Consider the following 24,817-nt stretch of genomic DNA (forward strand, 5'->3'; position numbering starts at 1 on the left):
TGTGGCCAAGCTCTCAAGCCAGCATCAGCCCGGAACCGGCGCGGGTTGGACCCCGATGTCGAGGCCTTGTGAAGCTGCCAAGTCGGGGCATACAGGCGACTGGCTGCCTGTGCGGCTTCCCGTGATTGGCCGAACAAGCCCAAAGAAAGTGTCGTCTTCGCGAAGCTGCCCGTTTTAAGTTGCCGGAAGCCCGATGTTCCGAGGGTTGATGCGCCTATGCTGGGACGATGTCAGTGACAAAATCAAAGCCTCCTGTCCATCGCTGGGTCTTCTGGCCAGCGGCGTCGATTGTCATGGTTTTCGCATCGTTCGCCATGATTGCCCCCGAAACCGCCGAAGCGCTGTTTTCCAGCATCCAAGGTGCCATCGTGGGCTATTTCAACTGGTATTACGTGCTGCTGGCCACCGCACTGGTGATCTTCTGCCTTTGGGTTGGCTTCGGCAAATTCGGCGACATCAAGCTGGGCAAGGACGACGACGAACCCGAGTTCTCGCTCGGCTCGTGGTTTTCGCTGTTGTTCGCCGCGGGCATGGGCATTGGCCTGGTGTTCTACGGGGTCAGCGAACCCCTGACGCACTTCGCCACACCGAAGCCCGGCACCACCGGAGCCCCCGGCGAACTCGCCCAGCAGGCCCTCTCACAAACCTTCCTGCACTGGGGCGTCCACGCCTGGTCAATCTACGTGGTCATCGGTTTGGCCCTGGCCTACGCCATCCACCGTCGCGGCCGGCCCGTATCGATCCGCTGGACGCTTGAACCCCTGTTCGGAAAGAGGGTTCGTGGCGGCCTGGGCAACCTCATCGACGTCGTCGCCCTGGTGGGCACGATCTTCGGCGTGGCCACCTCGCTGGGACTGGGCGTGTTGCAGATCAGCGCCGGACTGGAAAGTGCAGGGCTGATCACCTCGTCGTTGTTCATCGACATTGTCATCATTGCCGTGATCACCTGCTTCGTCTTGTTCTCAGTGCTTTCAGGCGTGGGCAAGGGCATGAAATGGCTGTCGAACACCAACCTCATCCTGGCCGGCATCTTTGTGGTCTTCCTGCTGGTGGTCGGCCCCACCCAGTTCCTGCTGCGCAACTTCGTCCAGTCCACCGGCAATTACCTGCAAAACTTCCTGGGCATGGCCTTCAATGTCAGCGCCTTCTCCGGCGCGGAGGGCGAAGCCTGGCAGTCAACCTGGACCACGTTCTACTGGGGCTGGTGGATCTCCTGGGCCCCCTTTGTGGGGATCTTCATCGCCCGCATATCCAAGGGCCGCACGGTGCGCCAGTTCGTGGCCGGCGTCATCCTGGTGCCCACCCTTGTCACGCTGCTGTGGTTCAGCGTGCTGGGCGGTACTGCACTTTACTCCGAGCTCTCCGGCAAGGGTGGCCTGGTCGGCCCGGACGGGACGGTCAATGCCGCCGGCGCCCTGTTCGAGACGCTGGCACAGGTTCCTGCCGGCGGGGTGCTCACCATCGGGGCGATCATCATGATCGTGATCTTCTTCGTGACGTCTGCCGACTCGGGCGCACTGGTGATGGGCATGATCGCCAGCGGGGGAGACGTGGAACCCAAGAACTGGATCCGCATCTTCTTCACCTTGGCCACGTCACTATTGGCCAGCGCGCTGCTGCTGTCAGGTGGGTTGGAGGCCCTGAAGACCGCTGCAATCATTATCGCCCTGCCGTTCAGCATTGTGCTGATCTTGATTTGCTGGTCTACCTACCGGGCCTTCTCGCGTGAATCCCGCGCCTACGAAAAGGCCAGGCGCATGGCCTTCGTCGAACACATTGGGGACTTTTACGGGCTGGAAGTCGAGGGCCCGAACGAGGATTCCCCGCTGCTGAACCTGCGCGCGCTCACAGCCATGCTGCGACGGCGTGTGCCGGCAGAACGGCGGACACGCATCGATCCGTTCGGCCACCACCCGCAGGACCACGATGCCGCAGGCGGACCGGACCCCGCCGATTCTTCTGCCTCGGCCCCGCCCTCCGAACCGGAGCCGTAGAACCGGAGCCGTATAGCCGGAGTCGTAATTCCGGATTCGGCTGGGAGGGCGGACGCGCGGGCCCCGAACAATTCCGTCCTGCCGGTTGGTGGACGTCCAGCCGGCTAGCGGATGCCCAGTCCGTCGGGCACGCGCATCATGCCCTCCTGGGCGACAGTGGCGACAAGCACGCCGTCGCGGTTGAAGAAACGGCCAAGGTTCAGCCCGCGGGACTCGGAGGCACTCGGTGACTCGGACACGTAGAGCAGCCAGTCGTCGACCTGCAGCGGGCGGTGCCACCACATGGCGTGGTCGAGGCTGGCCACGCTGATCCCCGGCGTGGACCAGCTGATGCCGTGCCGGCGCAGAGACGGTTCAAGCAGCGTGTAGTCGCTGGCGTAGGCCAGGGCGGCACGGTGCAGGTTCTGGTCTGTGGGCATGGGGCCCAGCGTTTTCAGCCAGATGGCCTGGTGGGCCACCTTCTCGCCCTTGACGTCAAAGTAGATGTTGGCGCCAACATGGCGGATGTCGAAGGGGCGCTCATATGCCCAGGCCTGGGCGACAGGGTGGTCGACGCCGCCCAGCAGCTCGGCCGACGTCGGAAGTGTTTCAGGTGCGGGGATTCCCGCAGGCATGGTGTCCTGGTGCTCAATGCCGCTGTCCGGGCGCTGGAAGGACGCGATCAGGGACAGGATCGGAACCCCATCCTGGTAGGCATGGGTGCGCCGGGCCGAGAAGGATCGGCCGTCGCGCAGCCGCTGCACACCAAAAGTCAGCGGTGCGGCGGCGTCGCCCGGGCGCAGGAAGTATCCGTGCATTGAGTGGACCAGGTGCTCGCTGCCCACGGTGCGTGCAGCGGCAACCAGCGACTGTGCCAGCACCTGGCCGCCAAAAAGCCGCGGCTGCGGGGCACTGGCGTCCCCAAGGCCCACAAAAATGTCTTCATCCGTTTGGGCCCCGCCGGCATCGGAAAGCTCCAGAATGGTCAGGAGTTTTTCCATGGGGCCGGAGTTGGGTGGGGTCACATTCATAGACGTGACTCTATGCGTCGGCGTGCCCCGGCGACAAATGGGGTTTCCGGCATGATCATGCCCTCCGCCTGTGATGTTGCAGACTTCGATTGGTGGCGCCCGTGCCGCTTTGAGATGATGAACGCATGGCACCCGGCATCCAGATCACCCAGCAAATCCGTTTCGGCGACATCGACTCCTACAACCACGTCAACAATGTGGTGTACCTGCAATATCTCGAAGATGCCCGCGTTCAGCTGACCTACGCCGAACTCCCCGGCGGCGGCACTTTCCAAGACCTCATCGGCACGGAACTGTTCACCCTTGTGGGCCGGAATGAAATTGAATACCTGGCACCGATCAGTTTCCGGCCGACACCGATATTTGTGAACATCTGGATCACCCACATCGGCGGTTCGAGCTTCGACTTCGGCTACACCGTGACCGAGGCGGACACCTCCGTCATCTTTGCCCAGGCCGCCACCTCCATGGTGCTTGTCTCGCGCACCACGGGCCGCCCCGTCCGGCTGACAGATTCCCAACGCAGCGCCCTCGAGGCCTGGCGCGGGGACCCTGTGCCGTTCAAACGAGCCGCGACCCGACCCAGCCTCCAAACCACTTTCGAAGGAAACCGCTGATGCCCACCGCCATCCACACCGAAGACCTCCTCCTGGACGACGCCGGAACCGTCGCTGATTTGCGCACCTTTGTTGCCCGGGCCCGTACCGCGGACGACGGCGCCATCAGGCTGCAGGGGGCCGGTCACGTCCTCGCGGCGTATGTGTGTGTCATGCGCGGGAAGCTTTTGGGCGAGGGGACCCCAACAATTCTGGGCCTGCGCACCATGGCCCTGGCAGCGTCGTCGGACGTTGATGTGACAGTCTCACTGTCCTCCGTGGCCGACCGCCTGGCCCGCATGGATGCCGACGACGTCCGCCTGCCGGTGCCGCCGACGACCGTCAATGAGTCGTGGGCCGGGGTCAGTGCGCCCCGCGGCGCGTGGGAGGAGCTCGGCACTGTGCCGGCCGACACGCTGATCGAGGTGGCCAAGGCTGGTGTGCAGGAAATTGGCCAGATCATTCCAGTCAACCCGGGGGCGATGCTCGTCAACAATATCCGTGCATCGGTGTGGGGCAGGCCCATGGCCGATGCGCCAGGCGAAGTCCCGGGCGGTGCGGCATTTGCCGCCTATGCCCTCGGCTTCGTGGCCCCGGGCGAATCGGGCACAATCTTCCGCTCCCACAAATGGCTGCGCATCAGCACGAATCGCGGGCACATCCTGGTCAGGCCGACGGCGTTCCTGTAGCGGGGAAAATGATGCCGGCTGCCTTCTGGCTCTCTTCTAGTTCTCTTCTGGTTCCGTGAGTGTACAGTTATTGCCGCTTACGGGGCTGCGAAGCGACAATAACTGTACACTCGGCGCGGGAATGGCACGGGGACGGGCGCAAGGGGCGCTAAAAGGGCGCTAGAAGCGGTACAAGGGACGCCAAAAGCGGCGGCAGCCCGTTCTGCGTCGGGCCTATAGCGCCTGGACCGGATCCGACGGGGCGTTGACCAGCGATGCGGCCGCACGCTCCATGTAGTCCCAGATGGTGGCCTCGTGCATGGGGGAGAGCTCCGCGGCGTCGACGCCCTTGCGCATGGCCGCCAGCCAGCGGTCCCGCGCCTCCGGGGTGACGGCGAAGGGGACGTGGCGCATGCGCAGGCGCGGGTGGCCGCGTTCCTCGAGATATGTCCGCGGGCCGCCCCAGTACTGCTCGATGAACATCAGCATCCGGTTCTCGGCCGGGCCCAGGTCCTCTTCGGCGTACATGGCGCGCAGTAGGGGATCGACGGCGATGCCCTGGTAGAACACGTGGATCATCTTCTTGAACGTCTCGTGCCCGCCCACCTGGCCATAAAAGGTATCCGAGTAGTCCACCGGTTCGGCCGCGACGGGACTGTCTTCCGGGCTTGGGCCGGCGTTGGCCGCCGGCACGGAGGTCGAGGGCAGGGGCCGGCCCAACGTCGTCGGGATCGGCAGCATGCGAGCCAGCGGTTCCCCAAAGCGCGACGGAATCGGGATCCCCTCCGCGGCGTCGTTTTCGGCGGGTCCGTTGGCGAAGGGGGACGTGGGGTTGTGTTCGGAAGTCATGGCGTTGCAGTGCTTTCTAGTCTTCGGATTCGGTGGGATCAATTGTTGCGGGGCCCAACGACGGGGCCGACGCCGGGGCGGAACCGGCCGCAGGGCTGCCGGGGGCGCTTGGACCGCCGGCCGGCACGTCGGCCGCAGCGTCGGCGGGAGCCCGGTAGTTGCCCTTGGAACGGTTGCCCAGGCGCAGGATCTCACCGTTGCGCAGGAACCAGAGCGTGCCGTCTTCAGCCAGGACCCGGGTGATGCGCAGTCCCAGATACTCGACAGTGCCCACGACCTCACTGGTTTCGATCACGTCACCGATGCCGTATTGGTCCTCGACCGTGATGAAGATGCCGGCGAGGAAGTCGCGGATCAGCTGTTGGGCGCCAAAACCTATCGCGATGCCCAGCACACCGACGCTGGCCAACAGCGGCGAAATGTCCACATGGAAGGACAACAGGACATAGAAGGCGGTGACGACTGCCACCACGGCTGTCAGAATTGAATTCAGCAGCGAACCAATGGTGCGCGCCCGCTGCACCCGGCGTTCGCGGTCGAGCGCACGGATTACGGGGTCGATGCCGCGGAGCATGGGGCCGGCCCAGCGCATGGACCGCCCGGAAAGAGGCACACGGTCAGCCATGGCGTGCTTGACGACACCGCGGATCAAGTAATGCAAAATCAGCCAGACGAGCAATCCGATGCCTACTGCCACTCCGGCCTGGAGCAGGTTGCTCCAGAGGGTGTCGCCGGGGCTGTCAATACCTTCAATAACTTGCACGCTGGGCATACCTTGAATCTGTAGGTGAATGGAACACTCCATCCAGCCTAACGCGGAGGATGCACGGATTAGTCCTGCGTGGCGGCGAGCAGACCGGGCTCGTGCTTGACCGGGAAGTTGACGCTGCGGGCAATGAAGCACTTTGCGGCGGCCTCTGCATGCAAAGTCAGTGCCAGTGCCGCCATGCCCGGGTCCGCCACAAAGACCTTCGGGTGCAGCGTGGCGGACTCAAACTGGCCGCTGCCGTCGGGGTTCATGAGCAAGGCCCCGGTGGCCGTGTCCTCATATTTCGTGACGACCACACCATGCATGACGGCGACGTGCAGGTAGGAAAGCATGTGGCATTGCGCCAGGGCCGTCAGCAGCAGTTGCTCCGGGTTCCACCGGTCCCGGTCACCGTGAAAGGTCCTGTCGGCAGAGCCGAGCAGCACGGGCAGACCGGCGGCCGTGACGCTGTGGTCGCGGCCGTAGGACTTGTAGGCGGACGTGCCGGTTCCCCGGTTGCCCGTCCAATTGAGGCTTATTTCGTAGTGGTGTTCATTCAGCGCCATACTCCAGCATAGAGCGGCGGACTCAGTTTCACGTTGGCCAGCGCGGCAGCGTAGCCGTTTACATAGCCGGACGCTGTGGGGTGGAAGGCCAGCAGCGGCGACACAAACGGTGAGACAAGCCAGCTGTTCACGGCGGGGAACGAGTGGCCGGTGAAGTAGCCGTCCACGCGGACAAAGGTTGCGCCGCTGCGCTGCACGCTTTGTGCGAGCACCGAGTTCAGCTGGTCAACGGCGGCATTGACTGCCACCGCCGCCTGGACCTGGGCGTCCGGGTAGCCGACCATGTTCTGCGGTTCAAACAGGTGAGGGTAGCCGAGGAAGACCACCTGCGCCCGCGGGGCCACGGAACGGATGCCCTTCACAAGGGCCTTCACCTGGGTGGGCAGCTGCACCAGCTTGCCCTCGGCGGCGGCAAGCGCGCCCTGGCAGACTTGCGGTGTTCCCAGCAGGCAGGCCTGGGCCACCTGGCCGGAGCCCACGTCATTGGCTCCCACTGTCAGCGCGATCAGCCTTGTGGTGGCGGGGACAAACGGCACCTGGGCGGCGGCAACTTGTGGGATTGTGGCGCCGTAACAGCCCAGGTTGGTCATCGAAAGACCGTTCACTGCGGCGAAAGTGTCCCCGTAGCCGTGGGGGCTTTGCAGGCACGGGCCCGCTTCCATACTGCCGCCGGACCCTGCCGAGTACGAATCCCCGAGCACAGTGTAGGTCCCGGGCGGCGGTGCCGCCACGGCGGGAACGCCGGCGAACCCCGCAAGGAGTCCGCCGGCAACCATGGCCGCTGCGGCTGTGCGCGCTGCCAACTTCCTGAATGGGTGAGTTCTCATGCCCCGAAGTTACGCGCCCGGCACCACGCCGTCGAGAGTAATTGCCACTCGTTTTCCGGGCGCGCCGCACCTGCACTACTGGTCGGCGGCCTGTGCCTTCAGCGCCCGCACCACGGTGTCGCGGCTTTCCACGAGCAGACGGCGCAGCGCCGGAACGTCGGACCCCAGCTCGGCCAGGAATGCATCGGTTGCGTCCAGCGTGGCCTGCGAAACCAGTTGTGCGGGGTACAGCCCGGTGATGATGGTGGAGGAGATTTCGTACGACTTTTCCTCCCACACGCCACGGATGGCCGCAAAGTATTTGGCCACATACGGTTCAAGCAGGGATGTGTCCCACACCTTCGTGAAGCCGGAAATGGCTGCGCGCTGGACGGCGTTGGCACCATCGCCGCGCACGACGACGGACTCCCAGACCTCAGCCTTTGCCTCAGTTGTGGGGATGGCTGCATGCGCGGTGGCTGCCGCAAGCTGTCCGGTTTGGGTGTTGTCCAGCACCAGCGCGGCATCAATGATGGCCGCATCGGCCCGGCCGCCGGCAGCCAGTGAGATCAGGAAGTCCCAGCGCATGTCGGTGTCCAGGGTCAGCGCATCCAGTTCCACGTCCCCGTCAAGCAGCGACTGGACCAGGTCCAGCTGCTCCGCCGACTGGGCGTATCCGGCGAAGGCCTTCACGAATTGCAGCTGTGCATCGGAGCCGGCCTCGGCGGCCTGCGCCAGGGCCCACAGGGAATCGGCGGCGGCAACGGCCGCGGCCTTTTGGCGTTCGGGAGCCACGTAGAAGTGCAGCGCCGTGGTCAGCTGGCGCAGCAGCACCATGATGACTGTGGAGTCGCTCTCGTGGCCAATGGTGGACAACACGAAGTCAACGTATTCGCGGGCCGGCGTTTCGCCGTCGCGGGTGGCATCCCAGGCGGAGGCGGACACCAGTGTGCGGGGAAGGGATTCCTTGAAGTCCTTCAAGTGCGCCTTGGCCGTCGCCAGGGATTGCGGATCGAGGCGGATCTTGGCGTACGCAAGGTCGTCGTCGTTGAGCAGGATCAGGGCAGGGCGCGCCATGCCCACGAGCTCGGGCACCTCGGTGACGGCGCCGTCAACGTCGAGCTCGACGCGGTGGGTGCGCACCAGCTTGCCGGCATCCTCCCCGGAACCGGAACCGGAACCGGAGTCGGCGAGGTCGTAGAAACCAATGGCAGCACGGTGCGGGCGCAGGGTCGGGTGGTCGGCCACGGCGGACTGGAGGATCGAGAACGAGGTGATCACGCCGTCGTCGGTGGTTTCAATGGCGGGCTTGAACGTGTTCACGCCGGCAGTCTCCAGCCACTTCTGCGTCCATACGGACAGGTCGCGGCCGCTGGCGGCCTCCAGCTCGACCATGAGGTCGGGCAGTTCGGTGTTGCCCCATGCATGCTTGCCGAAGTAGGCGCGCACGCCGGCCATGAACTCCTCCTGGCCCACCCAGGCCACCAGCTGGCGCAGCACGGAGGCGCCCTTGGCGTAGGTGATGCCGTCAAAGTTGACCAGCACGTCCTCAAGGTCGTTGATCTCGGCCTTGATCGGGTGCGTGGAGGGGAGCTGGTCCTGGCGGTACGCCCAACTCTTTTCCAGTGAGGAGAACGTGGTCCAGGAATCCACGTACTTCGTATTCTCCGCCGCAGCCAACGTGGACATGAATTCGGCGAAGGACTCATTGAGCCACAGGTCGTTCCACCAGCGCATGGTCACCAGGTCGCCAAACCACATGTGCGCGAGCTCGTGCAGGATGGTGATGGCACGGCGCTCAACCATGGCGTCGGTGACCTTCGAACGAAACACGTAGCTTTCCAGGAACGTCACGGCACCGGCATTTTCCATGGCCCCGGCGTTGAATTCGGGCACGAACAGCTGGTCGTACTTGGGGAACGGGTACGGGACGCCGAACTGTTTTTCAAAGAATTCAAAGCCCTGGCGGGTCAGCTCAAAAATGTTCTCGGCGTCGAGGAATTCCATGAGCGACTTCCGCGCAAACACGCCCAGCGGCACAATCCGGCCGTTGGAGCTGGTCAGCTCGCCGCGCACACACGCGTACGGGCCGGCGATCAATGCTGTGATGTAGCTGGACATAATCAGCGTCGGGGCAAAATGCCACACCGACTTGCCGACACCGTTTGCCTCGCCGGCGGCCTCGGGCACCGGGGTGGGGGAGTTGGAGATGACGTCCCAGTGCGACGGGGCGGTGATGTGGAAGGTGAACTCGGCCTTCTGGTCCGGCTGTTCAAACACGGCGAACATGCGGCGGCTGTCAGGCACCTCAAACTGGCTGTACAGATACACCTCGCCGTCCGCGGGGTCCACGAAACGGTGCAGACCCTCGCCGGTGTTCATGAACAAGGCGTCGGCGCGCACCGTGAGCACGTTCTCGGCGGCGAGAGCCGGCAGCTGGATGCGCACGCCGTCGGACACCACCGCCGGGTCCAGCTCGACACCGTTCAGCGTCACCTGGTGCACCGTGTCGGTCACGGCGTCAATGAACGACGACGAACCCTCCTTCGCGCTGAAGGCCACCGTGGTGGTGGTGGCGAAGGTGGTCTCGGAGGTGGTCAGGTCAAGCGTGACGTCGTAGCTGGTGACAGAAAGGGTGGCTGTGCGCTCAATGGCTTCGGCGCGGGTGAGGTTCATACCAGGCAAGGTGATGCCTTCCGTTCGAGTTCGGATGTATTCGGCAGCCTGCAGGATTTTCCGCGGCTGCAGCCGCCGGAGCATTGTCCGGCAACCGTTGAAATGATTCTGTCACCAATTCCTCGAGGGTGTGTCCCGGGTCTCGCCGGGTGCCTGCGAAGCGTCGGGTGGCGAAGTTGTCGGCGCCCGTGCGGTGGGGCAGTGTTAGGTGGGACGAACTTGTACAGGACTGATGACGGGATTTTTTGGTGGGGGAGCAAGTGCGAAGTGCTGAGGCGGAGAAGGCCTACAACAAGAGGTGGCTGGTTGGGTTGATCGCGGGTCCCCTGCTGATGGGGGTTGTGGCAGCCGCGTGGATCCTTTCCGTGGAGGGCAGGCTGCCTGCTGAATTGGCCTCGCACTGGAACTCGAAGAACGAAGTGGACGATTGGATTACCGTGGCCGGCGCAGCCTGGATGGCTGTGGCGATGGGCGCCCTGGGCGCCTTGATTGCACCGATGGGTTTGCTGTTCCGCTCCCAGGCTCTGCTGCTGGCACGGATCGGCGTGGGCTTCGGGCTGGCGTTTGGTGTCGGCATGGTTGCCCTGTCGGTGGCCATGGTTGCCGGCCAAATTGATCTCGTGGACACGTCACAGGCGGAGCTCTCCGGCCCCGTCATGGCAGTCGGCGTCGCACTTGCGTTCGTAGCGGGATTTGCCGGCTTGTGGTTCTACACGCCGGCCGAAGCGGACAGGACGCAAAGCGCAGAATCACTGGCCGTCAATGAAACAGCCACGGCCGGCGACTCCCCAATGGCAGCTGCCGCACGGGCCAAGGCGGGCAACGGTGAAACCCTGCGGATCAAGGTCTCCATGGGTGGATGGGCAGCGGTTCTGAGCCTGGGCCTTGGCGGCATTGCGGCCGTCAGCACCTATTTCATCTTTCCCGCGCTGGCCCTGCTGGGGCTTGTGGTTGCTGCTGCCACCTGGGTGTTCTGCAGCGGCACGGTGGTCATCGGCCCGGAGGGGCACAAGGTGCTGGCCGGCGGATTCTGCAGGCTCATGCCGCTGGAATGGAAGGAAGTCCGGGGCGCCTCGGTGGAAGACATCAAGGCCATGGACTACGGCGGCTGGGGATACAGGATGAACGGCGGGTCCGTCGCTTTCATCATGGCCAGCGGCCCGGCCCTTGTCATCGAGGCAGGATTCCACCAGAAATTCGTCGTGTCCATGCCGGACGTGGATACTGCGGGCGAGGCGGCGGCCCTGGTCAACGCTTACGTCCACGCCGGGAAGGTGCAAAACTAACACCATGGCACCCGACGGAAGCCACGACACAGCCGGCGAACGGCACCTTGACGCCCGGGCGCTGCGTTTTGCCCTGATTTTCCCCGTGCTGCTCGCCGCCGGGCTGGTTGTGGGCGGGCTGCTGGTTGCTCCGCAACTGCCAGGCGGTGTGGTGCTCCCGCTCGGCGGGAACCCTGTGCCACTGGCGACCTTCCTGGCCGTGGGTGGTGCAAGCATTTTGCTTCTGGGGGCGGGCATCGGCAGCTTTGGCGCCCAAACCAGGCTGCCCCGCATGTTGCGCAAAACACTGCTCGGTGTGGCCATGGCGCTGCAGCTGATTGCCTGCACACTCTTTGCGGCAGCCCTTTTGGGCCAGACCGGGGGAGGCGGGCTGCCTGCCGTGCGGATTGACGGCTACGTCATGCTGATGGGCAGCGGCCTGGCGATGGCCATGGGCGTTGTCCTGGCACTGACCTTCAGGCCCGACGAACAGTGGACTCCCTCCGACGACCAAGCCCTGGCGGCGATGCTCGACGCCGCAGCGGACCCCGCAGCCGCCAGCGACAAGCTCGCGTATTTCCTCCACCCGCGCGGCTCGGTCATCATCATGATCCTGCTGGCAGCCGTCCTGCCGGGAGCGCTCCTGGCGTTGTTGTCCCCCTGGATCCTGCTCGCGCTGGTCCTTGCCGCGCTGCTGGCGATTGCGCTGCTGTGCGCCACTGTCCAGGTTGACCGCCGCCAGCTCACGGTCAAGCTGCTCGGCTTCATTCCGGCACTCGCGGCACCCTGCGAAGGGGTCGATGCCGCGGTGTCCCTTACCATTGTGGCGAAAGACTACGGCGGCTGGGGCCTGCGCAGGCACAGCGGCTCCGCAACGTTCCTGACAAACTCCGGCGCCGCCGTCGTCCTTCGGCAAAACGACGGCGGGAAGGTTGTTATCGGTGCCCCAAACCTTGACATTGCCGACGAACTGTCCGAGATCCTCAACCGCCGGGCCGGGAAATCGCCGGAGCAGCGTTAGTTCTTCCGGGCAGAATCGGGCCGCCGGCTTGGGTAGGCTTGAATCTGCACCCATCACCTCGAAACGAAGGAACCCTCATGCGCGTTCACATCGCAACCGACCACGCCGGCATGGAGCTCAGCGCCCACCTCATCACGGCCCTGGCCGCCAAGGGCTACGAAATGGTCGACCACGGACCCCAGGCCTACGACGCCGAGGACGACTACCCCTCCTTCTGCATCAACGCGGCGCTGGCAGTGGTTGCCGACCAGGCCGCAGGCGTTGACGCGTTGGGCATTGTGCTGGGCGGCTCCGGCAATGGCGAGCAGATCGCGGCGAACAAGGTCAAAGGCGTGCGCGCGGCACTGGCATGGAACCTGTCCACCGCGAAACTCGCCCGCGAGCACAACGACGCCAACGTGGTCGCCGTGGGCGGGCGCCAGCACAGTGTCGAGGAAGCCACTGAAATCATTGCGGCGTTCCTGGCCGAGCCCTTTAGCGACGCCGAACGACATGTGCGCCGCATCGGCAAGATCGCCACGTACGAGACGACCGGCGAAGTCGTCGACTAACTACGTGCTAAGAGACGAGTCCAGAGGCATGCTGCGCTTGGCGGGCGGTGGATTCAATGCCTGAAGGACATTCGGTCCACCGCCTGGCGCGCCAGTTTCAGGACGTCTTCGGCGGGGCCCGGCTGGCTGTTTCCAGCCCGCAGGGCAAGTTTGCGGCCGGTGCGGCGTTGCTTGACGGGCACACCCTGGAGCGTGCCGAAGCCCATGGCAAGCAAATGTTCCTGTCCTTTTCGCACGACCTGGTGATGCGTGTGCACCTGGGGCTCTATGGAGCATGGGACTTTGGCGGCGACTCCACCTTCACCGGCGCCTCCAGCATTGGAGCGCCGCGGCGGATCGGTGAACAGGAAGTTGGTGCGGACGGAGGCGCCGATTCCGCCGGGGTCAGGGCCACTGGCAGCGGCGTCTCCGGGGGCTCCGTCGCCGGCAGCGGCGGGGCCGTGGAAGGATGCGGGGACTATGACGGCCCGCCCGAACCCAGGGGTGCCGTCCGCGTGCGACTGGTCTCCGACCATGGCTGGGCGGACTTGCGTGGTCCCACCGCCTGTGAGGCGATCACCCCCGCAGAAGCTGTCGCCGCCCGCAGGAAGCTGGGTCCGGATCCACTGAACAATTTCCCCGGTGACGCGGAAGAATTCGTGCGCCGGATCTGCAAAAGCACCACATCAATTGCTCTGCAGTTGATGAAACAAGACGTGCTCGCGGGTGTGGGCAATGTGTACCGCGCGGAGACCTTGTTCCGACTTGGTCTTGACCCCATGCTGCCCGGGCGGAGCTTGCAAGGGGAAGAAGCACGGGCGCTGTGGGACGACGTGGCCCGCATCATGGCCGATGGCGTCCGCGACGGCCGCATCATCACCACCGAGCTGGCCGACAGGCCGACGGGCGCGGGTGCTGAGGTGGGCCACGGCCTGGCAACCGCAGAGGCCGGCCAACGCTCCAACAAGCGGGTCCCGGTGGAAGATTCCCACTACGTGTACAAGCGCGAAGGGCTGCCGTGCCGGCACTGCGGCAGTGAAATCGCCATGAAGGAGGTGGGTGGCCGGAAATTGTATTGGTGCCCGTCCTGCCAAGGCGCCTGAAACCGGAGCACAGCAAATGCCACCGCGTTGGACTCAAATGCGATGGTGCAATCGGCGGTATTTACGTCAAATCGTGGCATTTCCCGAGCTTGGGGCGGGGCGATTTGCGAGAGTGTCAAAGTCGTTGATAGGGTTACGGAGTTGTTCAGCCGCAAGGCGAATTGTTTACTCCCAATGGCAACAATTTTTGGGGGCGTAGCTTAATGGTAAAGCCTCAGTTTTCCAAACTGATGACGCGGGTTCGATTCCCGTCGCCCCCTCCAAGAAATGCAATCCCCGGTCGACTGGCCGGGGATTATTTATTTAACCGGTGTAGCGGGTTACGGGTTAGTGGCCAAGGCGGTGCGTCAATCCGGCTCAGGGGCCGTTGTGGTCATTCGAGCCCGGTGGGCCACGGGCGAATGACCACAGCTGCCCCCTGAGCACTCCATTGTGTCCTTTGCCGTCGCGAATGACCGTTGCAGCCCCCGTTTCCATAAGTAGCCGCGTAAGAGCACCGGCTGCTCGGCCACCAATACGCCTGCCCGGCGCCGCGTGCCGGGACACGGCGAAAGTTGGCGGTCCAGTCCAGGGCGCGGTCGCCGTCGTGCATAAATGCGCGGGCAGACGCGGGGCAACCGCCGGGCATCAGAGCGGCGGGCAGTCGCGGGACGGCAGGCCGGATGGGCCGATTGTGCATCTGGGAACGTTTGCCCGTAGACTGTTGCGGGCACTACGGGGCGTAGCGTAGTGGCTAGCGCGCCTGCTTTGGGAGCAGGAGACCGCAGGTTCGAGTCCTGTCGCCCCGACTTCAGCATTATTCGGTTCACGTTTGGTCAGTGACTGCCCATGTGCTGGGGCCATTTATCCATCAACAGACCATCAGGGAGTACCACGCTGTGAAGAGCGCTGTCGAAAACCTCACACCCACTCGGGTAAAGCTCGATGTCGAGGTTTCCTTTGAGGAATTGAAGCCCAGCATCACTGAGGCTTATAAGACGATTGGTACCCAGGTGCAGGTGCCTGGTTTCCGCAAGGGCAAGGTCCCCAACAAGCTGATCGATCAGCGCGTTGGCCGCGGCTATGTCCTGGAAACGGCCATCAACTCCGGCCTCAATGGCTGGTACCAGGAAGCCGTTGTCGAGAACAAGCTCACCCCGTTGAGCCGTCCCGAGGTTGAAATCACCGAGGTTCCCGACCCGACTGCGACCGATGGCATCGTGAAGTTCCACGTTGAACTGGACATTCGCCCCGAAATCGAACTGCCTGACTATGAGGGCATCGAGGTTGAGGTTGCAGCTGTTGAGGCTTCTGCCGAAGACACCGAGACCGCCCTGGATGAACTCCGCGGCCGCTTCGGCACGCTCAAGGCCGAGGACCGCCCCGCTGCCGAGGGCGACTTCCTCACCATCAACATCAATGCCAAGATCGACGACGTCGAGGTTGACTCGGCTGCCGACCTGTCCTACCAGATCGGTGCCGGCAACATGCTTGACGGCCTGGACGAGGCTGCAACCGGCCTGTCCGCCGGCGAAGAGGCCATCTTCAACACCAAGCTCGCCGGCGGCGAGCACGCCGGTGAAGAAGCACAGGTCACCGTCAAGGTCACCTCCGTGAAGGTCCGTGAACTGCCCGAGGCAAACGACGACTTCGCACAGCTGGCTTCCGAGTTCGACACCATCGCCGAACTGAAGGAAGACCTGGCCAAGCAGGCCGCCGAATCCAAGACTGTCGAGCAGGGTGTTGAAGCCCGCGACAAGGTTCTCGAGAAGCTCATCGAGCTCATCGAGGTGCCCGTTCCGGATTCCGTCGTTGCCGACCAGCTCGAGCAGCACTTCAAGGCCGAGAACTCCCACGGCGCCGAAGAGCACGACACCGAAGAGCACCGCGCCGAGGTCAAGGAAAACACCGAGAAGGCGTTCCGCAACGAGATCATCCTCGACGCGATCGCTGAGAAGGAAGAGATCGGCGTCAGCCAGGCTGAACTGATCGACTACATCGTGTCCTCCGCCAGCCAGTACGGCATGGAACCGAACCAGTTCGCTCAGATGCTCGACTCCTCGGGCCAGGTCAACATGATCGTTGGCGAAGTCCGCCGCCGCAAGGCACTCGCCGTTGTTCTGGGCAAGGCGACCGTCAAGGACTCCGAGGGTGCAGCAGTGGACCTGACGGACTTCGTTTCAGTTGCTTCCGAAGAAGAAGAAATTGCTTCCGAGGACGAGGTCATCGAGCCCACAGCAGTGACCGATCCGGGCGAAGTCCGCATCTAACTGCTTCCCTTTGCAGGGTACATAAGTTTTAGCAAGCCGTTGCCGGTTCCTTTTCGAAGGGGCCGGCAACGGTTTTTTAAGCTGCGGGGCGAACGTTTCCTGGCGTGTTCCGGTTGCACTGCGGGGCCTGTTTTATTCCTGCATGCGGCGCATCTTCGGTGATCGTGCGCCTACAGCGAACAGTGTACTGATGGACGCCAACGCACGGCCAAAAAGGGCTACTGTCCAAGTAGTGAACATTAGTGATGGTCCCGTTGGGCACGCCCGGCGGACCGCACGAAGGAGAGGTAAACCCACCATGGCACAGCAAACCACCCCCACGATGGCCAGCGCGGACCCGTCAGCCCAGGACCAGTACATTTACAACCGCCTGCTCAAGGAACGCATCATCTGGCTCGGCTCGGAGGTACGCGACGACAACGCCAACCTCATCTGCTCGCAGCTGCTGCTGCTCTCGGCCGAGGACCCCGAAAAGGACATCTACCTTTACATCAACTCACCCGGTGGATCGGTGACGGCCGGCATGGCCATTTACGACACGATGGAGTTCATCCCGAACGACGTCGTCACGATTGCCACAGGGCTGGCCGCCTCGATGGGGCAGTTCCTGCTCTCCTCAGGCACCAAGGGCAAGCGCTACGCGACTCCCAACGCACGCATCCTCATGCACCAGCCTTCAGGCGGCATTGGCGGAACGGCGTCGGACATCAAGATCCAGGCCGAACTGATCCTGCACATGAAGAAGGTCATGGCCGAGCTGACGGCCGAGCAGACCGGCCAGACTGTCGAAAAGATCCTCGTCGACAACGACCGTGACAAGTGGTTCACGGCCGAGGAAGCACTTGAATACGGCTTCTTTGACAAGATCACACGCCACGCAGGATCCGCTGCCGGTGGCGGCGGAACAAACGCCAAATAACCAGCCGAAGAACAGATTTCAGGAGTAACACCATGACTTACAACTTTGGCAGCACAGCTTTTGGCAACACTGCCGGCAACCTGCCCACCAGCCGCTACGTGCTCCCGCAGTTCGAGGAGCGCACCCCCTACGGTTTCAAGCGCCAGGACCCGTACACGAAGCTCTTCGAGGACCGGATCATCTTCCTCGGCGTCCAGGTTGACGACGCCTCGGCCGACGACGTCATGGCCCAGCTGCTCGTGCTGGAAGCCGATGACACCGACCGCGATATCACCTTGTACATCAACTCGCCCGGCGGATCGTTCACGGCCATGACGGCCATCTACGACACCATGCAGTTCATCCGTCCGGAAATCCAGACTGTCTGCCTGGGCCAGGCTGCCTCCGCAGCTGCCGTGCTGCTTGCAGCCGGTGCCCCCGGCAAGCGCCTGGCCCTGCCGAACGCCCGCGTGCTGATCCACCAGCCGGCACTGTCCGGCGGCCAGGGCGGCCAGGCGTCCGACCTTGAGATCCAGGCCAACGAGGTCATGCGCATGCGTGAATGGCTCGAGAACACGCTCTCGGATCTCTCCGGCCGCACACCAGCGCAGGTCAGCAACGACATCGAGCGTGACAACATCCTCACGGCAGCCCAGGCCAAGGAATACGGCCTGATTGACGAAGTGCTCGCACCGCGCAAGATGAAGCCGGCAGCGATCACACGCTAAAGGCTGCAGGGCAGATGCCGGGACAGGGGAGAAGGAAAACCCTTGTTCCGGCGTTTGCATTCCACTGAATGTCCATGGCGTGGCCTAGAGTGGAAAGTAATTTGCACGACGTTCCCGGCAACAGCCGTGTTTGAATGTTTTAGATATCTCACCGCCGCCGGTGGGTGGTTCGCGGAAGGACACAACAATGGCCAGGATGGGCGAAAGCACAGATCTGCTGAAGTGTTCCTTCTGCGGCAAAAGCCAGAAGCAGGTCCGGAAGCTGATTGCCGGCCCCGGCGTGTACATCTGTGACGAGTGCATTGAACTCTGCAACGAGATCATTGACGAGGAACTGGCCGAAGTGGCCGACCTCGACGCATTTGAGCTGCCCAAGCCGCGGGAGATCTTCGACTTCCTGCAGGAATACGTCATTGGCCAGGAACCGGCCAAACGCTCACTGGCAGTGGCCGTCTACAACCACTACAAGCGCATCCAGTCCGGCCACGCCGTCAAGAGTGCCACCATTTCCGGCGGCGTGCACGACGAGGTGGAAATCGCCAAGTCCAACATCCTGCTGGTCGGACCCACCGGGTGCGGAAAAACGTATTTGGCACAAACCTTGGCCCGCCGCTTGAACGTGCCGTTCGCCGTAGCCGACGCCACTGCCCTCACCGAGGCCGGCTACGTGGGTGAAGACGTGGAAAACATTCTGCTCAAGCTCATCCAGGCTGCAGACTTCGACGTCAAAAAGGCCGAACAGGGCATCATCTACATCGACGAGATCGATAAAATTTCGCGCAAGTCTGAGAACCCTTCCATTACCCGGGATGTCTCCGGCGAGGGTGTGCAGCAGGCGCTGCTGAAAATTCTTGAGGGGACCGTCGCGTCGGTGCCGCCGCAGGGCGGCCGCAAGCACCCGCACCAGGAATTCATCCAGATCGACACCACCAATGTGCTGTTCATCGTTGCCGGCGCCTTTGCCGGACTGGAGGAGATCATCGGTTCGCGGGCGGGCAAGAAGGGCATTGGCTTTGGTGCCCCGCTCAGCGCCCTGAAGCAGACGGAGGCCAGCTACGCCGACGTCATGCCCGAGGACCTGCTGAAGTTCGGCCTGATCCCGGAGTTCATTGGCAGGCTGCCTGTCATCACCACCGTCACCCAGCTGGACAGGTCATCCTTGATCCAGATCCTGACGAAGCCCAAGAACGCCCTGGTCAAGCAGTACCAAAAGATGTTCACGCTCGACGGCGTCGAGCTTGAGTTTGACGACGAGGCCCTGGACGCCATTGCCGACTTGGCCCTGGAACGGGGCACCGGTGCGAGGGGTCTGCGCGCCATCCTTGAAGAAGTGCTCCAGCCAGTCATGTTCGACCTGCCCAGCCGCGAAGACATTGCCACGGTGGTGATCACGGCAGCCGTGGTCGGGAAGAAGGCCGAGCCGACGTTGATCCCGCACGAGGTTGTGGCCAAGCGGCGGAACAAGTCCGCATAATCCGCGCTGTTGGCCCCGACAGTGGTGCCGACTCTGCCTGCGGAATACATTTTTGTCCGGTGCGGTTGCACTAAGTAGTGGGCTTTGTCCCCGACGAAGCTCTGAATCCGAGTCTTAGCAAGGAGATTTGACGTGTCTGAAAATGTTGTAGCCACTGCCGAAACGGCCGATTTTTGGTTTGACCCGACCTGTCCCTTCGCCTGGGTCACCTCGCGTTGGATCGGTGAAGTGGAGCAGGTGCGCAACATCACCGTGAACTGGCACGTCATGAGCCTGTCGGTGCTCAATGAGCACAAGGAAGGCATTTCCGATGCCTACAAGGAACACGTGGCCAAGGCCTGGGGACCCGTTCGCGTCATCATTGCCGCAGCCCAGAAGCACGGCGAAGAAGTCATCAAGCCCTTGTACGACGCCATGGGCACGCAAATCCACGACAACGGCAACAAGAACCTGGCCGACGTCATCGCCAAGTCGCTGGCCGAGGTAGGCCTGCCCGCCGAGCTGGCCGCCGCAGCCACCTCCGATGCCAACGACGTGGCCCTGCGTGCCAGCCACGCAGAGGGCATCAACCGGGTGGGCCAGGACGTCGGCACCCCCATCGTCGCCTTCAACGGGACTGCCTTCTTCGGCCCCGTGATCACCCGCATTCCGCGCGGGGAGGAAGCCGGCAAATTGTGGGATGCAACCGTCACACTGGCCAGCTTCCCCTACTTCTTTGAAATCAAGCGCAGCAGGACCGAGGACCCGCAGTTCGGCTAGCATTCGCTGCCCAATTTCGGGTAATGGCCGGTGCGGAAATTTCTAGGAAAATTTCCGCACCGGCCCTTGTTATCGCCACGTTGGCAGGAGCATAATTGTTCTTACCCAATCCGCCAAGGAAAGGGCTGGCAGGCACCAGATATTCAGTGACTGAACCGCTTGATACAAGAGTTAACGCTTCGGCGGGACACTCGAAAAGGTTCATTGACACCGGTGACGCGGTGAAAAGTCCTGAAGGTCGATGGCACCCGCCAGACCGCTAACCGTCACATAGCGGCATGAAAGTCGAAGCCCCACCGACGGCAAAAGGCCGATGGGGCTTCCCCTTTGCCCCAAATCCACGGGTGGAGCAGCGGCAGGTTAGCAGCCAGAATTCCTGTTTAAGGAATCTCGCACGAATGTGTGCAGCGGCGGCCGCCAGGAAATACGCCACCACTCCGACGTTGGCGGCCAAACCAACGCCGGGAACGGCGAGGCCGGCCATCAGCCCGGCTGCTGCCAGCAACTTCACAACCACCAGGGCCCACCACCATTCCCGGGGGAAGCGGACGCCGTCGAGGCAGTCGCGAATGAACCGGGGCGGGTGAACAGACGCGGCAGCATCGACGAACAAGACCAGTGCCAGGAAGGTGCTGGGCCACCAAAGTTCCGGGAGGAGTAACATTTTATGCGCCGCCAGGCTGCAGGATCGTGCCAACCACCGTCTTGAGCTGGGCCAAGGCTTCGTATTGGTCGCAGGCCCCGCCGGCCCAGGCGAGAAGAATGCCGAGATAGGACAGGTGGACAGCCGTTGCGGCATTCCGGGCTCCGGCGGTCCGCATCCCGAACAGCCTGAAGACCTGCTCAAACTCGGCCTTGAGATTGGCAGCCAGTTCACCAAAGACGGCTGAGCCGCTGCTGCCCCTGAGAAGAATGGCGCCATATTCCCTGGCCAGTGGCAGGTCATCGGCAAAAAGCGTCAGAAAGGGTTCGACCAAGGCGGCGATCATGCCCTCGGCGTTGGTGCCAGCCTTCATGGCCAGGAACCCTGCGTCCGGGAGCTGTCGGTCCCTTTGCAGCTTTGAAATGTGCCGGTCCATGACAGCCACCAACAGACTGTCCTTGTCGCCTGCTGCCATGACCGTGCCAACGCTGACACCGGCGGCGGCCGCGATTTGACGCACAGTGGTGGCTTTGAAGCCCTGCTGGCGAAAGAGCGCCTCCGCGGCCGAGAGCACCCCCTGGATGGTTGCCGACCGTTGGCCGCTTCTCGACTGAACACGTTCACTGAACATGTTCATCAATTTATCAGGCCCCCATCCGCCTCGCAACCAACGCGGTGCCGCCCTCCGCTGGCGCCGTCGTTCGGTGCCGGCCGTGGCGCCGTCGTTCGTTGCCAGGGACCTCCGTTCACCCACTCTTCACCCCCACGTTCCCGTAGCGGCCCGTACCGGCAATCTTGGCCGGTCATGGTTGGAGCGTGAAGGTTGCCATAGTTGCTGAATCGTTCCTGCCCGAGATGAATGGGGTCACCCATTCGCTTCTAAAAATCCTGCAACACCTGGATGCGCGCGGAGATGACGTACTTGTCATTGCGCCGTCCACGCTTGAGAACGCACCCCGGCATGTGGAGGGGGCCACCGTCAGGCGGCTTCCAGCGGTTCCCCTGGCCGGGTATCGGAACATCCGCATTGCCTTTGGCGGTGTGGCCCGCGTGAAGACCCTGTTGGCCGAGTTCAACCCCGACGTGGTCCACCTGGCCTCGCCCTTCGTCTTGGGATGGCGTGCCGTCCGGGCCGCGGCACTGTTGGGCCTGCCGTCGGTGGCGGTCTACCAAACGGACGTCCCGGGATACGCCGCAAAATACGGCATGCCGTTCCTGGCGAACTGGGCCTGGCTGCGGGTGGAAAGAATCCACAAGACTGCCACGAAAACGCTGGCCCCGTCCACGGATGCGATGCAGAAACTCCGTGGACACGGCATCCCGCGCGTCGAGCTCTGGCGCCGCGGCGTGGACACCGAGCGCTTCCACCCCGGCAAGCGAAGTGAGGCCTTCCGCCGGGCTGTCGCACCCGGAGGCCAAAGGATCATCGGCTATGTGGGCCGCCTGGCCCTCGAGAAACAGGTCGAGGACCTCGCCGCCCTGGCGGGCATCCCGAACTCCCGGCTCGTCATCGTCGGCGACGGACCGCAGCGCCCGGCCTTGGAGGCGCTCCTGCCCGACGCCCACTTCACCGGATTTCTGGGTGGTGGGGAGCTGGCAGCCGCCATGGCCTCCTTCGACCTCTTTGTCCACCCCGGCGAGCTGGAAACCTTCTGCCAAACCATCCAGGAAGCCATGGCCTCGGGCGTCCCCGTTGTCGCCACCGGGCGCGGCGGGCCCGTGGACCTGGTGGATTCCTCCCGCACGGGATGGTTGTACGAACCGGGCGACCTGGCCCAGTTGCGGGGCTATGCCACCGACCTTCTCGGTGACGACGCCAAGCGGGCCGCCTTTGGTGCCGCAGCCTTCGACCAGGTCCAGGGCCGCAGCTGGCACGTTGTCTGCGAACAGCTGATGGACCTCTACACCCAGACCATTGCCGACCACCCGCGGCTTACTACCGCACTGAAAGGAATCAAATGAAAATTTCGGTTATTGGCGCAGGCTACCTCGGCACCGTGCACGCGGCCACACTGGCACATATGGGCCATGAGGTCGTTGGCCTGGACACGGACGCCACCCGGATCGCCCAGCTGGCCGCCGGCACCGCACCCTTCCACGAGCCCGGACTTGCCGAATTGCTCAAGGAAGGCCACAGCGGCGGCCATCTCACGTTCACCACCGACCCGGCCGAGCTCGCCGATGCCGAAATTCATTTCCTGTGCGTCGGCACCCCGCAATCCAAGACGGCCAACGATTCAGACCTGTCGTTCCTGCGGTCGGCCATTGAGTCGTTGCTGCCGCATCTGCGCCCCGACGCCCTGGTGGTGGGCAAGTCAACAGTGCCCGTGGGGACGGCAGGCGTGGTTGAGTCGATGATTGCAGCCACCGGGGCCGTGCTGGCGTGGAACCCCGAGTTCCTGCGCCAGGGCACCGCCGTCGAGGACTCCCTGGTCCCGGACCGGCTGGTCTACGGCGTCGCCGACGGTGAGCGCGGGGTCAGGGCCGGCACCATGCTCGACGCCGTCTATGCACCGCTGCTGGCACGCGGGACCCCAAAGGTGGTCACCAACTTTGCCACGGCGGAACTGATCAAGGTGTCCGCGAACGCGTTCTTGGCATTGAAACTGTCCTACATCAACGCCGTGGGTGAGTTTTGCGAGAAGGCCGGGGCCGACGTCGTCCAGCTTGCCCAGGCGCTGGGGCACGACGACCGCATCGGGGGCAAGTACTTCCACGCCGGCGTCGGTTTTGGCGGCGGCTGCCTGCCCAAGGACCTGAGGTCGTTCCGGGCGCAGGCCCAGAGCCACGGTGTTGACGCCCTCGATGAAATGTTTTCGCTGGTGGACGGCATCAACGCCGATGCGCGCTACCGCACAGCTGAGACTGCCGTGCGGCTTTGCGGCGGCTCCGTGGCCGGGCGGCGGGTCACCATCCTCGGCGCCTCGTTCAAGCCGCACACCGATGACATCCGTGATTCGCCGGCGTTGGATGTGGCAGCGCAGCTGGCGGCGGAGGGTGCGCACGTGACAGTCAGCGACCCACAGGCCGCCGACACCGCATGGTTGCAGTTTCCGCAGCTTGCCTTTGACAGCGATGCGGCCTCAGCCCTGCACGGAGCCGAGCTGGTGCTGTTGCTGACCCACTGGCCCGAATTCACCTCCTTGGATCCGGCCCAGGCGGCCGGCTGGGTGCAGCGGCCGGTGATCATTGACGGCCGCAACGCCCTGGACGCCGCGGCGTGGCAGTCGGCCGGCTGGGACTACCACGGGATCGGGCGCAGCGGCTCCGGCGCCGGTGTCTCCGGGACCCCGGCCCTTGGCTCGGCCCCGTCAGCCGGCCCTGCGCAGGCAGTTGCTTCTGTGCAGTCGGTTGGATCCGTGCAGTCCAGGTCGGCGGTCTAGCGCCCTGTGATGCAGAAGGTGCCGGGCCGCTTTGTGGCCTTGGGCGATTCGTTCACGGAGGGCGTCGGGGACTTCAACCAGCACCTGCCCAATGGTGTCAGGGGCTGGGCCGACAGGGTGGCTGAGGCCCTGGCCCGGGAGACGCCCGGCTGGGAGTACGCAAACCTTGCCATCCGCAGCAAGCGGCTGCGGCACATCATCGCCGAGCAGCTGGAGACAGCCGTTGCCATGGAACCGACGCTGATCACGCTGTACGCCGGCGGGAACGACGTCATGGACCTCGGCACCAGGATTCCCGACATCCTGGCCCAGTACGAGCTCCTGGTGTCGCGGCTTGCCCAAACAGGTGCCACGCTGGTGCTGTTCACCGGATACGACGTCGAGGTCTCACCCCTGCTGGGCCCGCTGCGGAAGAAGAACCACGCCTACAATGACGGGGTCCGCGGCCTCGCCGCAAAGTACGGGGCGGTGTTGGTGGACTACGCAGCCTTCGCGGCCTACACGAATCCCCGCCTGTGGGGCCCTGACAGGCTGCACATGTCCAAGGCCGGCCACAAATACCTGGCGGCGCAGCTCCTCGACCAGCTCGACGTCCCGCACGGCCTGGCGCTCAAGCACAAGGACAGGCGCCCCGGCCCCGGCGCCAGGGAGTGGGCCCGGAGCCAGTATGTGTGGGTCACCGACTGGGTGCTGCCGTTGGCGGCCCGCAAGGTGCGCGGCACCACGCTGGGCGATGACCTCAGCCCCCGCTGGCCGGAGCCCGTGCGGGTGCCGCCGAAAAAGGGTCTAAAGAAGCTGGCACGCCCCAAATTAAAAACTGCCCCGCAGTTGTGGTCGTAAAACAGCTCAAA

General features: G+C 63.8%; 23 protein-coding genes and 2 tRNA genes. 17 read left to right on the forward strand and 8 right to left on the reverse strand.

Going from position 1 to position 24,817, the window contains the following annotated elements:
• The first annotated feature begins 227 nt into the window (after positions 1 to 227).
• Entirely contained in the window at positions 228 to 1,994 is a 1,767-nt protein-coding gene (locus tag AC1L6K_RS11200; RefSeq protein ID WP_480948963.1) for a BCCT family transporter, read from the forward strand.
• Between the two features lie 104 nt (positions 1,995 to 2,098).
• Here the strand turns inward: AC1L6K_RS11200 and AC1L6K_RS11205 are convergent, their stop codons facing one another.
• On the reverse strand, positions 2,099 to 3,004 hold the full coding sequence (locus tag AC1L6K_RS11205) for an acyl-CoA thioesterase (protein ID WP_480948964.1): 906 nt from the start codon (positions 3,002 to 3,004) through the stop codon (positions 2,099 to 2,101).
• Positions 3,005 to 3,129: 125 nt separating this feature from the next.
• On the opposite strand from AC1L6K_RS11205, the gene AC1L6K_RS11210 reads away from it, so the two are divergent.
• Together AC1L6K_RS11210 and AC1L6K_RS11215 are read left to right on the forward strand one after the other, a co-directional pair.
• Positions 3,130 to 3,621: an acyl-CoA thioesterase gene (locus tag AC1L6K_RS11210; RefSeq protein ID WP_480948965.1), complete on the forward strand. Its 492-nt coding sequence runs from the start codon at positions 3,130 to 3,132 to the stop codon at positions 3,619 to 3,621.
• Positions 3,621 to 4,289 (forward strand): DUF8185 domain-containing protein, encoded by a 669-nt coding sequence (locus AC1L6K_RS11215; RefSeq protein WP_480948966.1) that lies wholly within the window; start codon positions 3,621 to 3,623, stop codon positions 4,287 to 4,289. Before AC1L6K_RS11210 ends, AC1L6K_RS11215 begins: the two co-directional genes overlap by 1 nt.
• Positions 4,290 to 4,502: 213 nt before the next feature.
• On the opposite strand, the gene AC1L6K_RS11220 is transcribed toward AC1L6K_RS11215, so the two are convergent.
• The 5 genes from AC1L6K_RS11220 to pepN all read right to left on the reverse strand — a co-directional run bounded on the left by AC1L6K_RS11220 (position 4,503) and on the right by pepN (position 9,913).
• Positions 4,503 to 5,009 (reverse strand): globin, encoded by a 507-nt coding sequence (locus AC1L6K_RS11220; RefSeq protein ID WP_480952743.1) that lies wholly within the window; start codon positions 5,007 to 5,009, stop codon positions 4,503 to 4,505.
• Between the two features lie 124 nt (positions 5,010 to 5,133).
• A complete protein-coding gene (locus AC1L6K_RS11225) occupies positions 5,134 to 5,889 on the reverse strand; it encodes a mechanosensitive ion channel family protein (RefSeq protein WP_480948967.1) in 756 nt (251 codons plus the stop codon).
• Between the two features lie 59 nt (positions 5,890 to 5,948).
• Complete coding sequence (locus tag AC1L6K_RS11230) at positions 5,949 to 6,431, reverse strand: OsmC family protein (protein WP_480948968.1); 483 nt, start codon at positions 6,429 to 6,431, stop codon at positions 5,949 to 5,951.
• Positions 6,422 to 7,258, reverse strand: a complete 837-nt coding sequence (locus AC1L6K_RS11235; RefSeq protein WP_480948969.1) for an SGNH/GDSL hydrolase family protein — start codon at positions 7,256 to 7,258, stop codon at positions 6,422 to 6,424. Before AC1L6K_RS11235 ends, AC1L6K_RS11230 begins: the two co-directional genes overlap by 10 nt.
• Positions 7,259 to 7,333: 75 nt before the next feature.
• The gene (pepN, locus tag AC1L6K_RS11240) at positions 7,334 to 9,913 is read right to left on the reverse strand and encodes an aminopeptidase N (RefSeq protein ID WP_480948970.1); all 2,580 of its coding nucleotides are present in this window, start codon (positions 9,911 to 9,913) and stop codon (positions 7,334 to 7,336) included.
• Positions 9,914 to 10,173: 260 nt separating this feature from the next.
• On the opposite strand from pepN, the gene AC1L6K_RS11245 reads away from it, so the two are divergent.
• The 11 genes from AC1L6K_RS11245 (at position 10,174) to AC1L6K_RS11295 (ending at position 19,940) form a co-directional block, all read left to right on the forward strand.
• Positions 10,174 to 11,199, forward strand: coding sequence for a hypothetical protein (locus AC1L6K_RS11245; RefSeq protein ID WP_480948971.1), 1,026 nt, complete (start codon positions 10,174 to 10,176; stop codon positions 11,197 to 11,199).
• A 4-nt stretch (positions 11,200 to 11,203) separates the two neighbouring features.
• Entirely contained in the window at positions 11,204 to 12,199 is a 996-nt protein-coding gene (locus AC1L6K_RS11250) for a hypothetical protein (protein ID WP_480948972.1), read from the forward strand.
• 77 nt (positions 12,200 to 12,276) lie between these two features.
• Positions 12,277 to 12,750, forward strand: a complete 474-nt coding sequence (locus tag AC1L6K_RS11255; RefSeq protein WP_480948973.1) for a ribose-5-phosphate isomerase — start codon at positions 12,277 to 12,279, stop codon at positions 12,748 to 12,750.
• Between the two features lie 56 nt (positions 12,751 to 12,806).
• Complete coding sequence (locus tag AC1L6K_RS11260; RefSeq protein WP_480948974.1) at positions 12,807 to 13,832, forward strand: Fpg/Nei family DNA glycosylase; 1,026 nt, start codon at positions 12,807 to 12,809, stop codon at positions 13,830 to 13,832.
• 189 nt (positions 13,833 to 14,021) lie between these two features.
• Positions 14,022 to 14,095 (forward strand) — tRNA-Gly (locus AC1L6K_RS11265).
• A gap of 452 nt (positions 14,096 to 14,547) precedes the next feature.
• Positions 14,548 to 14,620, forward strand: a tRNA-Pro gene (locus AC1L6K_RS11270).
• A gap of 90 nt (positions 14,621 to 14,710) precedes the next feature.
• A complete protein-coding gene (tig, locus tag AC1L6K_RS11275; RefSeq protein ID WP_480948975.1) occupies positions 14,711 to 16,081 on the forward strand; it encodes a trigger factor in 1,371 nt (456 codons plus the stop codon).
• A gap of 298 nt (positions 16,082 to 16,379) precedes the next feature.
• Positions 16,380 to 17,000 (forward strand): ATP-dependent Clp protease proteolytic subunit, encoded by a 621-nt coding sequence (locus tag AC1L6K_RS11280; protein WP_480948976.1) that lies wholly within the window; start codon positions 16,380 to 16,382, stop codon positions 16,998 to 17,000.
• A 32-nt stretch (positions 17,001 to 17,032) separates the two neighbouring features.
• Positions 17,033 to 17,707 (forward strand): ATP-dependent Clp protease proteolytic subunit, encoded by a 675-nt coding sequence (locus AC1L6K_RS11285; protein WP_480948977.1) that lies wholly within the window; start codon positions 17,033 to 17,035, stop codon positions 17,705 to 17,707.
• 187 nt (positions 17,708 to 17,894) lie between these two features.
• Positions 17,895 to 19,181 carry an ATP-dependent Clp protease ATP-binding subunit ClpX gene (gene clpX / locus AC1L6K_RS11290; RefSeq protein WP_480948978.1) on the forward strand — a complete coding sequence of 429 codons (1,287 nt, stop codon included), beginning with the start codon at positions 17,895 to 17,897 and terminating at the stop codon, positions 19,179 to 19,181.
• A gap of 132 nt (positions 19,182 to 19,313) precedes the next feature.
• A complete protein-coding gene (locus AC1L6K_RS11295) occupies positions 19,314 to 19,940 on the forward strand; it encodes a mycothiol-dependent nitroreductase Rv2466c family protein (RefSeq protein WP_480948979.1) in 627 nt (208 codons plus the stop codon).
• 259 nt (positions 19,941 to 20,199) lie between these two features.
• Here the strand turns inward: AC1L6K_RS11295 and AC1L6K_RS11300 are convergent, their stop codons facing one another.
• Both AC1L6K_RS11300 and AC1L6K_RS11305 read right to left on the reverse strand, forming a co-directional pair.
• The gene (locus AC1L6K_RS11300; RefSeq protein ID WP_480948980.1) at positions 20,200 to 20,604 is read right to left on the reverse strand and encodes a DoxX family protein; all 405 of its coding nucleotides are present in this window, start codon (positions 20,602 to 20,604) and stop codon (positions 20,200 to 20,202) included.
• A gap of 1 nt (position 20,605) precedes the next feature.
• The gene (locus AC1L6K_RS11305) at positions 20,606 to 21,214 is read right to left on the reverse strand and encodes a TetR/AcrR family transcriptional regulator (RefSeq protein ID WP_480948981.1); all 609 of its coding nucleotides are present in this window, start codon (positions 21,212 to 21,214) and stop codon (positions 20,606 to 20,608) included.
• A 185-nt stretch (positions 21,215 to 21,399) separates the two neighbouring features.
• Between AC1L6K_RS11305 and AC1L6K_RS11310 the strand changes: the two genes are divergently transcribed.
• The 3 genes from AC1L6K_RS11310 to AC1L6K_RS11320 are packed head-to-tail and all read left to right on the forward strand — an operon-like array spanning position 21,400 to position 24,806.
• Complete coding sequence (locus AC1L6K_RS11310; protein WP_480948982.1) at positions 21,400 to 22,545, forward strand: glycosyltransferase family 4 protein; 1,146 nt, start codon at positions 21,400 to 21,402, stop codon at positions 22,543 to 22,545.
• Positions 22,542 to 23,966 carry a UDP-glucose dehydrogenase family protein gene (locus AC1L6K_RS11315; RefSeq protein ID WP_480948983.1) on the forward strand — a complete coding sequence of 475 codons (1,425 nt, stop codon included), beginning with the start codon at positions 22,542 to 22,544 and terminating at the stop codon, positions 23,964 to 23,966. Before AC1L6K_RS11310 ends, AC1L6K_RS11315 begins: the two co-directional genes overlap by 4 nt.
• Before the next feature lie 9 nt (positions 23,967 to 23,975).
• Positions 23,976 to 24,806, forward strand: coding sequence for an SGNH/GDSL hydrolase family protein (locus AC1L6K_RS11320; protein ID WP_480948984.1), 831 nt, complete (start codon positions 23,976 to 23,978; stop codon positions 24,804 to 24,806).
• The last annotated feature ends 11 nt before the right edge of the window (positions 24,807 to 24,817 follow it).

Source organism: Specibacter sp. BI4 (genome assembly GCF_056680095.1).

Bases quoted from the DNA above. Each gene is read 5' to 3' on its own strand.
- AC1L6K_RS11200 (WP_480948963.1), top strand. From the start codon at position 228: ATGTCAGTGACAAAATCAAAGCCTCCTGTCCATCGCTGGGTCTTCTGG.
- AC1L6K_RS11205 (WP_480948964.1), bottom strand. From the start codon at position 3,004: ATGAATGTGACCCCACCCAACTCCGGCCCCATGGAAAAACTCCTGACC.
- AC1L6K_RS11210 (WP_480948965.1), top strand. From the start codon at position 3,130: ATGGCACCCGGCATCCAGATCACCCAGCAAATCCGTTTCGGCGACATC.
- AC1L6K_RS11215 (WP_480948966.1), top strand. From the start codon at position 3,621: ATGCCCACCGCCATCCACACCGAAGACCTCCTCCTGGACGACGCCGGA.
- AC1L6K_RS11220 (WP_480952743.1), bottom strand. From the start codon at position 5,009: ATGCTGCCGATCCCGACGACGTTGGGCCGGCCCCTGCCCTCGACCTCC.
- AC1L6K_RS11225 (WP_480948967.1), bottom strand. From the start codon at position 5,889: ATGCCCAGCGTGCAAGTTATTGAAGGTATTGACAGCCCCGGCGACACC.
- AC1L6K_RS11230 (WP_480948968.1), bottom strand. From the start codon at position 6,431: ATGGCGCTGAATGAACACCACTACGAAATAAGCCTCAATTGGACGGGC.
- AC1L6K_RS11235 (WP_480948969.1), bottom strand. From the start codon at position 7,258: ATGAGAACTCACCCATTCAGGAAGTTGGCAGCGCGCACAGCCGCAGCG.
- pepN (WP_480948970.1), bottom strand. From the start codon at position 9,913: ATGAACCTCACCCGCGCCGAAGCCATTGAGCGCACAGCCACCCTTTCT.
- AC1L6K_RS11250 (WP_480948972.1), top strand. From the start codon at position 11,204: ATGGCACCCGACGGAAGCCACGACACAGCCGGCGAACGGCACCTTGAC.
- AC1L6K_RS11255 (WP_480948973.1), top strand. From the start codon at position 12,277: ATGCGCGTTCACATCGCAACCGACCACGCCGGCATGGAGCTCAGCGCC.
- AC1L6K_RS11260 (WP_480948974.1), top strand. From the start codon at position 12,807: ATGCCTGAAGGACATTCGGTCCACCGCCTGGCGCGCCAGTTTCAGGAC.
- AC1L6K_RS11280 (WP_480948976.1), top strand. From the start codon at position 16,380: ATGGCACAGCAAACCACCCCCACGATGGCCAGCGCGGACCCGTCAGCC.
- AC1L6K_RS11285 (WP_480948977.1), top strand. From the start codon at position 17,033: ATGACTTACAACTTTGGCAGCACAGCTTTTGGCAACACTGCCGGCAAC.
- clpX (WP_480948978.1), top strand. From the start codon at position 17,895: ATGGCCAGGATGGGCGAAAGCACAGATCTGCTGAAGTGTTCCTTCTGC.
- AC1L6K_RS11300 (WP_480948980.1), bottom strand. From the start codon at position 20,604: ATGTTACTCCTCCCGGAACTTTGGTGGCCCAGCACCTTCCTGGCACTG.
- AC1L6K_RS11305 (WP_480948981.1), bottom strand. From the start codon at position 21,214: ATGTTCAGTGAACGTGTTCAGTCGAGAAGCGGCCAACGGTCGGCAACC.
- AC1L6K_RS11315 (WP_480948983.1), top strand. From the start codon at position 22,542: ATGAAAATTTCGGTTATTGGCGCAGGCTACCTCGGCACCGTGCACGCG.
- AC1L6K_RS11320 (WP_480948984.1), top strand. From the start codon at position 23,976: ATGCAGAAGGTGCCGGGCCGCTTTGTGGCCTTGGGCGATTCGTTCACG.